Origin of the sequence: Aetokthonos hydrillicola CCALA 1050, assembly GCF_017591665.1 — a bacterium.
Classification (GTDB): Bacteria; Cyanobacteriota; Cyanobacteriia; order Cyanobacteriales; family Nostocaceae; genus Aetokthonos; species Aetokthonos hydrillicola.
The window spans coordinates 50,892-60,659 of record NZ_JAAKGC010000047.1 but is presented as its reverse complement, the minus strand read 5'-3'; the positions used below and the strand labels follow the sequence as shown (position 1 = coordinate 60,659).

At 39.8% G+C, this 9,768-nt stretch carries 6 protein-coding genes; all 6 read left to right on the top strand.

The genetic code is table 11. The features are described from left to right. Window positions 1-418, top strand: a 418-nt coding sequence (locus G4P69_RS21925; protein ID WP_208351121.1) for a dTDP-4-dehydrorhamnose 3,5-epimerase family protein, incomplete at its 5' end; no start/stop codon positions are given. Between the two features lie 259 nt (window positions 419-677). After that, the gene (locus tag G4P69_RS21920; protein ID WP_208340596.1) at window positions 678-1,991 is read left to right on the top strand and encodes an NAD(P)H-dependent oxidoreductase; all 1,314 of its coding nucleotides are present in this window, start codon (window positions 678-680) and stop codon (window positions 1,989-1,991) included. A 313-nt stretch (window positions 1,992-2,304) separates the two neighbouring features. Next, window positions 2,305-3,393: a glycosyltransferase gene (locus G4P69_RS21915; RefSeq protein ID WP_208340577.1), complete on the top strand. Its 1,089-nt coding sequence runs from the start codon at window positions 2,305-2,307 to the stop codon at window positions 3,391-3,393. Window positions 3,394-3,433: 40 nt separating this feature from the next. Beyond that, window positions 3,434-5,653, top strand: coding sequence for a GumC family protein (locus G4P69_RS21910; protein WP_208340576.1), 2,220 nt, complete (start codon window positions 3,434-3,436; stop codon window positions 5,651-5,653). Window positions 5,654-6,815: 1,162 nt separating this feature from the next. Continuing rightward, window positions 6,816-7,619 carry a heterocyst development glycosyltransferase HepC gene (gene hepC, locus G4P69_RS21905; protein ID WP_208340575.1) on the top strand — a complete coding sequence of 268 codons (804 nt, stop codon included), beginning with the start codon at window positions 6,816-6,818 and terminating at the stop codon, window positions 7,617-7,619. A gap of 274 nt (window positions 7,620-7,893) precedes the next feature. Then, window positions 7,894-9,735: a heterocyst formation ABC transporter subunit HepA gene (hepA, locus tag G4P69_RS21900; protein ID WP_208340574.1), complete on the top strand. Its 1,842-nt coding sequence runs from the start codon at window positions 7,894-7,896 to the stop codon at window positions 9,733-9,735. Window positions 9,736-9,768: the final 33 nt, after the last annotated feature.

Below are 9,768 nucleotides of genomic sequence, written 5' to 3'. Positions count from 1 at the left end.
TAATTACAAAAAAGGAACGCTGCGAGGAATGCATTATCAAACTCCTCCGGCGGCAGAAACAAAGTTAATTCGCTGTACCAGAGGCGCTATTTTCGACGTGATTATTGATATGCGTCCTGAGTCGCCGACATTTCTCTCTCATATTGGCGTAGAATTAAGCGCAGAAAACCGTCGCGCCTTGTATGTTCCAGAAATGTTTGCTCACGGATATCAAGCACTCACTGACGAAACTGAGATTGTCTATCAGGTAGGTGAATTTTATACACCAGGTTATGAAAAGGGTTTACGCTATGACGACCCATTTTTCAATATCAAATGGCCAATAGAAGTCACTGAAATATCCGAAAAAGACCTGAATTGGCCTTTAATGAGAATGATGACGGTTGGTGGAACACAACCAACTGGTACGTATAATTGAGCACAGAATATTAGAAGAAAGCTTGTGCCTCACTAAGTCATGACAAGTCGTTTGAGCAAGCTTTCTACAAAGAAATTTACAAAACAAGCAATATTCAAAGTTTTGGATGGGTTAATGCTACCAGTCCAAATCTAAAAGAAATTATAACAAATAGCTTAGGGCTTGTTTATCCTTCTGTCTACAAAAACAGACCGGTTTGCACTAATAAGCTAAATAGCCAGTAAGTAACCAGACACAAACTATTGGAGAGTTTAAGTTGATGATTATTGTAGATCGCGCTTTACAAGCTCGGGCTGAAGCAGGTAACCCTGTTAAAGTGGCAATGATTGGTGCGGGTTTTATGGGGCGAGGAATCGCTAATCAAATTACTAACTCTGTTCCGGGAATGGAGTTAGTTGCTATATCCAATCGCCATATTGCAGCCGCAAAGCAGGCTTATTCTGAAGCTGGAATTGAGGATGTTACAGAGGTTTCAACTGTAAAGGATTTGGAGAGTGCGATAGCTTGCGGCGCTTATGCAGTGACGGAAGATCCCATGTTGATATGCCAAGCTCAAGGTATTGATGCTGTAATTGAAGTCACTGGTGCGGTAGAGTTTGGTGCTCATGTCGTGATGGAAGCGATCGCTAATCACAAACACGTGATTATGATGAATGCTGAACTCGACGGCACTGTTGGTTCTATCCTAAAAGTCTACGCCGACAAAGCTGGCGTTATCCTGACTGCTTGTGATGGAGATCAGCCAGGAGTACAAATGAACCTTTACCGCTTTGTCAAAGGCATTGGTTTAAAGCCTTTACTTTGTGGTAATATTAAAGGCTTACAAGATCCTTACCGCAATCCCACAACACAGGAAGGATTTGCGAAACGTTGGGGTCAAAAGGCTCATATGGTAACTAGCTTTGCCGATGGCTCTAAAATTTCCTTTGAACAAGCGATTGTAGCTAATGCTACTGGTATGAAAGTTGCCAAACGAGGAATGTTAGGATACAACTTCAGCGGGCATGTTGACGAGATGACCAACATGTATGATGTTGAAGAACTTAAAAAATGGGGTGGGATTGTTGACTACGTTGTTGGAGCAAAACCAGGTCCCGGTGTATTTGTATTTGCAACTCACGAAGATCCCAAGCAACGCCACTACCTGAATTTGTATAAGTTAGGTGAAGGTCCTCTCTACAGCTTTTATACACCTTATCACCTTTGTCACTTTGAAGTTCCAATGTCTGTAGCGCGTGCCGTCCTCTTCCAAGATCATGTTTTAAGTCCCTTGGGTGGTCCTTTAGTTGATGTTGTCACAACTGCCAAGATCGACTTGAAAGCGGGAGAGACATTAGATGGTATTGGTTACTACATGACTTACGGTCAATGTGAGAATTCTGATATTGTCCAAAAGCAAAACCTCTTACCAATGGGTTTAGCCGAAGGATGTCGATTGAAGCGAGACATGTCTAAGGATGAAGTCCTCACCTATGATGATGTGGAATTGCCTGAGGGCAGACTTTGCGACAAACTACGCGCTGAACAAAACGCCTACTTTGCCCAAGAAAAAACTCTTGCAGCAGTTAGATAACATCTGATTGCGAGCAGCATCTTGCTGTTATCAAGAGGCTCCTACACCAACTCCAAGTAGTACGGTGTAGGTTTTAGGCAATTTGCGCTTACATTTGATCATCACTTCCTTTATACTACTATAAATGTTTCATTTGGCGATACTTTAAAAAATACTTGGTTATAAACTTTTTGATAAAAAAGAAATGTTGATACCTTTTATCGTTTAAAACATAATTATATTATGCAAGGCTAAATGCTAGGTGCAAAACCTGCTAATAACTGATTAATAAACCTACTTTATCTAAAAATTATTTTTTCTTTAAAGGAAATTCATGAAAATTGCTTTGGTGCATGATTATCTAACCCAGCGAGGAGGCGCAGAACGGGTATTTGAATTGCTCTGTAAGCGCTACCCTGAAGCAGATGTTTTTACTTCACTGTACGATCCCGAGCAAAGCATTGATCTTGGCGAGCGGTTAGTCAACACAACTTTCTTACAAAAGATACCAGGTGCGATCAAATATTTCAGGTTGATGGCTCCGTTGTATTTTCCCGCTTTTCGGGCTTTGGACTTACAAGATTATGACTTAATTATTAGCAGTAGCACTAGCTTTGCTAAAGCAGTACGAAAAAGTCCACAGGCACGCCACATTTGCTTTTGTCACAATATCACACGTTTCCTCTGGGATACCGAAACCTATTTGCGTGAATACGGGGACTATCGGTATTTTGCTCCCTTAATTGAACAAGTATTCCAAGTCATGAGGAAGGTAGACCTGAACTACGCACAGGAACCTGACCTTTACATTGCTAATTCTAGCGTTGTCGCGCATCGGATTAAAAAAATTTATAAAAAAGAAGCAATTGTTATTAATTATCCGATTGATACGACTAAGTTTATTTTTTCTGATCAAAAAGATGATTACTATCTTGCCTCAGCACGTATGATCAGTTATAAGCGTCTTGATATAATAGTTGAAGCTTTTAACTGGCTAGGGTGGAGGCTACTTATATCAGGGGATGGGCCAGAGGGAGAACGGTTAAAGTCCAAAGCATTGGGCAATATCGAGTTTTTAGGACATGTAACTGATGTAGAACGTACTCTGTTATTTTCCCAAGCCAAGTCTATCATCGTTGCAGCTTTGGAAGATTATGGGTTAGTTCCAGTCGAGGCTAATGCTAGTGGCACACCAGTGATATCCTATGGAGCAGGAGGGGTGCTAGATACTCAGATACCTGGTAAAACAGGAGTCTTTTTTAAGAGGCAAACACCTGAGTCATTGCTTGCTGCACTACTAGAAGCCAAACAAATCAACTGGGATTATCACAACATCCGCGATCATGCAATTCAAAATTTTTCAGAAGAAGCCTTCTTTAGTAAAGTTGAGCAAGTTATTGGCCAAGCTTGTGGCGTACATTAATTATTCATTTTATTTATTTATTAACTGAAGGATAGTAATCGTGGTACAAAGTAGTTTGAGTCCTCATGTAAATCCAGTTGTTGAAGAAGAAGCTGGTTATGGACAAATCTTTACAGTTCTGATACGTAGATTTCCTTGGTTTTTAACAGTATTTATAGTTTGTATCGCCATTGGGGGTTTAATCACTAAAAGGACTCCGCCAACCTATAAAAGCTCAATGCAACTTCTGATAGAACCTAACTATCAAGGTAAAAAAGAAGGAAAAAATCCAGAAAGTGAGTTTGCGGATCCTAGTATTCAGATAGACGCGGCAACTCAGCTTAATGTGATGCAGAGTTCTAAACTTCTTCAAAAAGCAGTTTCTCAACTCAAGCCCCAGTATCCTGATATGACAGTAGATGGTCTTAAACGCTCTCTACTGTTAACTCAAGTCAAGGGAAAAGAGGATACTGTCCCTACAAAAATATTTAAAGTAGACTACTCTGATAAAGATCCAAATAAGACGCAGGAAGTTTTAGAAGTTGTCCGCCAAGTTTATATAGATTACAACAAGAAGCAGCAAGAAGAGCGTTTGACAAAGGGACTTAAAGTGATCGCCGAACAGTTAAACAAAGTAGGCGATGAGGTTACTAAAGCTGAAACAAAATTACAAAGGTTCCGCTCCTCGCAAAATCTCATTGATCCAGAATCCGAAGCTAAAAATATCGAGGGAGCTTTAAGCAATATACAACAGGAGCGCCGTTCTACTCGTTCTCAATACGAAGAAGCTGTGGCTCGTTACAGTACTTTACAAAAGCAGCTGCAAAGTACTCCACAAAATGCTCTTGTTGAAGCCCGTCTTAGTCAGTCTACACGATATCAAGGATTACTCAATGAAATCCAAAAGACAGAGCTAAGCTTAGCACAAAAACGTTTGCTTTTTACAGACAGCACTCCTGAAGTGCAAAAGCTTATCGAACAACTCAAAAGCCAGAAGGAATTATTGCAGCAAGAGCAGAAACGGACTTTAGGAGGAATACCTGAAGGAAACCAAGGAGCTTTGTTAGAGCAAGGACAAAAAAGTCAGATTGATCTCAACTTAGCCAATCAGCTTGTTGAAACACAAACAAATATAGTTTCTTTAAGTGCTCGTGACAAAGTTCTTGCTAAAAAAGAACAAGATTTGAGTACACAACTCAAGCGCTTCCCAAATTTGCTAGCCGATTTCGGTCGCTTACAACCACAGATCCAACTTGGTCGAGAAAGGTTACAGCAGCTTTTGAAAGCAGAGCAGGAGTTGAGACAGGAAATTGCCAAGGGAGGATATGATTGGCAAGTTGTAGAAGAACCTCAACTAGGAGCGTTTGTTGGTCCTGATCTCAAGCAGAACTTGTTGCTGGGTGGAGTCGTTGGGTTAATGTTGGGAGGTATTGCGGCTTTTGCTCGTGAAGCATCTGATGACTCAGTTCATTCCACTGCCGAGTTAGAAAAGCAAATTCCTTTACCACTATTAGGCACAACTCCCAAGCTACCACCTGCTAGACCTAAAGAATCAATGGTTCAGTTGCCTGTTGGTAAGGCAGAAGTTTCTGGTCCTTGGACAATTCAAGTGCTCCAATCACCACCACGTTGGGAATCATTGGATCTAATCTATAAAAATATTGAACTGTTCAATACTGTTAGCACGCTGAAATCTTTGATGATCACTTCAGCGTTACCAGATGATAGTAAGTCATCTTTGTCTTTAGGTTTGGCAATGAGTGCTGCGCGATTACATAAAAAAGTACTCTTGATTGATGCTAACTTACGCGATCCCAGCCTGCACAAACACCTGAACCTTCCTAACGAACAAGGACTTTCAACTTTACTAGGAAGTGATAGCATGCTTCCTCACAAGATTGGGATTCAATCATTAGGCTCATCTTACATCGATATTTTGACGGCTGGCCCAGAGCCTGCTGATCCCGCTAATTTGTTGAGTTCCCCACGTATGCAACAGTTGATCTCAGCATTTGAGAATCACTATGATTTGGTTCTTATAGATGCGCCTCCAGTTCTGGGTATGGTCGATGCTGTACTTACAGGATCTTATTGTCGCAGTGTGGTACTCGTGGCAAGCATTGGTAAGGTGACTCGAACTCAGTTAGCCCAAACTACCACTATGCTGAGTAAGTTAAACCTCATCGGGGTTGTTGCTAATGGAGTTTCAAACTCTAATAGTACTTATGTTCCTTACACCAGACAACATCGATTTGCACTGCAGCAGGCAATGGAAAAATAATTCAATAAACTTAGTGGGTTTCCACAGGGTTTTACATTAGTCAATCAACTGATATAGCAATCCTAACTCAAGAACCAAACACCTCTACTTTTTCAGCTTTGTTTGGAACTCAAATAGGATTGCTATATTAATTTTTGGGTAAAGTCATACCAATTCTCTAAAACAAAACAACAAATAGAGTATAGGCTACGCCCCTACACTACGTATTTGTCTCAGTATTTTTGTGAAATGGTATTATCCGCACCAGAGTCAGGCTCAAACTACTTCTTTAAATTGAGTTTTTTGGAAAAAAATAATTAATTTTCTCTGGGTATGGAAAAAGAAAAAACTTTGATTTTTACATACCCTCAATCGACGTTGTTTAACTACTTTATTTACAAAAATTCAAGATTAAATCTTTGTATCGCAGTATATGGTAAATTTTTAGTACGTTGGTGATTCAGGGCGTTGGTAGACCAACCTACGCTACTATACAGCTTCTTTATTTACTACTTTCAAAGGGGGGATAAAATATTTCTTTCCCTATTTCCTAGATAATACAAAGAAGGCTTTTTGCGAACACTATAGCGCAAAAAAAGACCATCTAATTATTTACACGAGTTCTTTTTACTTTTTAAATTTTTCATTCAGGCTTGGGCAGAAGTGTAAAGGGATCGCTTTAAGTAATTAAAATAATCTTGATAATTGACCTTTTTTGTCTGAGAAATATACTCGGTAGTTATGCTATTATAAGTCTCAGTTATCAGGGCAATCCTAGCAGGATAGTTATATTACTGAGATAATTCATCGGAACTTAATAATCTTCGTAAAAACAGAGTGAATATTTAAAGAGTAAATAAAGAATTTACCTAATCAATATTCCTACTGACAGGCTACTATATCCTAGATAATATAACCCTTTCGAAAAATAGCAGCATAGATTTTAATTGTCTTGATTGATATCAAAACTAGTGTTTTAGTTATCGGTATCTCACAGTAAAGTGGATCTACAGAATATGTTATATCCTGTAAAGGGTTGTAAAGCTGCTTGTTCCCGTTCCCCGAACGCACTTTAAGTTTTCTTGACAATTCTAGAGATAAATGCGGAATCAAACTCGTCGGCGTTGTATGCCTTTGATATAGGTTCCTCGGCGTTTACTAAAATTTATGAGTTGAAATACTTATGACAACCTCCTTAATCCCAGCATCTAAATCTAATACTAGCTACTATACTTCAGCACAGGAAGCTCAAGATAATCACGCTCCATACTGCACACTTCAGTGGCGGTGTGGTCAGCTGTTGGTTAAGTCTCCTAGAAATGAGCAACAGCCATATCTTGCTGCACTCGATACAGAGGAGTCTTTGACAAAGTGTTTGGAACATTCTCGTATAAATTTGGTCCGCATAGATCCAAAATTAGGTGAAGCAAAGATCTTGCTATGGGCAAATGCTTGCCTGCAAGCTAAAAAGCCAATATTTCTCAATATACCCCCCGCACATAAGCCCCCAACATCAGGTGGATCACTGTCATTATGGGTGAAGAAGGCAATTAATTGGAGTCTTGGCTTGGTATTTCTAGTAGTATTAAGTCCAATAATGTTCGGATTGGGTCTTATGCTCCAGCGTCAATCTCCTGGTTCCGTGTTTACTCGTGAGTGGCACATTGGAAAACGCGGTAAACTATTTAGGGTGATCAAGTTTAGTACAACTACGGTAGCCAAAGAATCTTTAATTCAGGATGATGAGCAAAATACTTCATCATTAGGGCTTTGGATCCGTAGGTATGGATTGGACAATCTACCGATGTTATTGAATGTGCTGTCTGGTGAAATGAGTTTGACTGGATTCCGTAGCATAAGTTTGACAGAAGCTGTACGCCTGAGTCATGAACAGCAGCGACAGCTTAATCAAAAACCAGGAATGCTCAGCTCATGGGAAGTCGAGCCAGAAACCAACGTATTGCATCTAGATGGCCAAACTTTGTGATCGCTTAACTTTGTTTATTAAATATTTTGAAGGAGGTTTGCGATTAGAACACCTATCTGAAAAATATTATGGGCGCTAAGAGCGATCGCAAAAAATGATCTCGGCGATGGTAAATCTAGTAAAGTTATTGTTAACCTACTGAAAATTTGGTCTTTGTGTGAGTGTGCGGTAATTGATGCTTTCTTTTGCCGCGCTAATACCTGATCATGTTTTTAAGGCTAATAAATAATTCAATTTCAGAATTCTGTCAACAATTGTTGCAAAATATCAATCAATGCATCCCAACTCATTCGGCAATCTGCTCAAAACTACTAAATTCTGGCAAGATAACCGTTTAATATTACGGGAATTTCAATATTTTCGCAAAATTACTATTTTTGCTTTAGTATTTTCCTTCTTAGCCGCAACCTTTGAAGGCGTTAGTATTGGTTTTTTACTTTCATTTTTACAAAATTTAACAACTCCAAATTCTCCACCAGTGCACACAGGTGTTGAATGGTTTGATATTTGGATTTTAGGAACTAAGACATCAGTAATAAGTCGCCTATACCGAGTCTCTATTTTAATTTTATTAAGTACTTGGGTACGTGCAGCATTCAACTACTTTGCGCAAACCAACACTGAGTTTGCACAAATACATTTAACAGATCGCTTACGTAAGCAAATTTTTGAACAACTACAAGCACTACCACTGAGTTTCTATGCTAAAACTCGTGCTGGTGAAATTATCAATACAATCACGACAGAAATCGAGAGAATAAAACAGGGATTTGGGGCAGCCGCCTTTTTGGTGTCTAGATCGTTGACATTGATTGTCTACCTGATATCAATGTTTCTGCTTTCATGGCAACTAACATTGCTTTCAATACTACTAGCTTCACTGTTAGCGGTGGGATTAAAAACCCTGAATGCAAAAGTCAGAGAAAGAAGCTTCAGTACTTCGACTGCTAACGGTCAGTTTACCTCAACAGCTGTAGAGTTTATTAACGGTATTCGTACTGTTCATGCATTTTGCACCCAAGAATTTGAACGCCAGCGTTATTATAAGGACAGTGATGATGTCGTAAAGACTACCAAAAGAGTTATATCGGCTTGGGCATTGATTAGACCAATAACTGAAGGGGTATCCTCTACAGTTTTGATCTCGATGATCATTTTGGCGTTTACTATCTTTGTGCAAAATGGAACGCTTCAAGTCGCTTCTTTGCTAACATTTTTCTTTGTCCTGTTTCGCCTCGTGCCAATTGTCCAAGATTTCAACGGTACGATCGCCTACCTCAACACCCTTCAAGGTTCAACAGAAAACATTAAGGATCTGTTGAGAACAGACAATAAGTCGTACATGGAAAACGGCAAAATAGAGTTTCGGGGTTTGCAAAGAGCAATAGAATTTCTATCTGTAGATTTTGCCTACCAACCTGACAAGGTTGTATTGCATAACATTAACCTCACCATTGAGCGAGGAAAGATGACAGCCTTGGTGGGAGAATCAGGTTCTGGTAAAAGCACCCTCGTTGACTTGCTCCCCCGATTTCGTGATGTAACAGAAGGACAAGTGTTGATTGATGGGGTTGATGTACGGCAGTTTAACATCAATACCTTGCGTACTAAAATGGCTGTGGTTAGTCAGGATACTTTTATTTTCAATACTTCTGTTTGGAATAATATTGCTTACGGAACTCCAAGAGCAACCCCAGATCAAATTCGAGAGGTGGCGAAGCTAGCAAATGCGCTCGAATTTATAGAAGCAATGCCTGAAGGGTTTGATACACAGTTAGGGGATAGAGGCGTTAACTTATCTGGAGGACAAAGACAGAGGATTGCGATCGCGCGCGCCTTGCTGCGTAATCCAGAAATTTTAATTTTAGACGAAGCAACCAGTGCACTCGATTCTGTAACTGAGCGCTTAATCCAAGAATCATTAGATAAACTGGCTGTAGGTAGAACAGTGATTGCGATCGCTCACCGCCTCTCCACAATTGCCCAAGCAGATAAAGTTGTAGTACTAGATCAGGGACGTATCGTAGAACAGGGTAATTACCAACAACTATTAGAGCAACGTGGAAAGCTCTGGAAATACCACAAAATGCAGTACGAATCTGGTCATGCAGCTTAGCATTGACTGAGTCAGTAAAACAAAATAATCGCG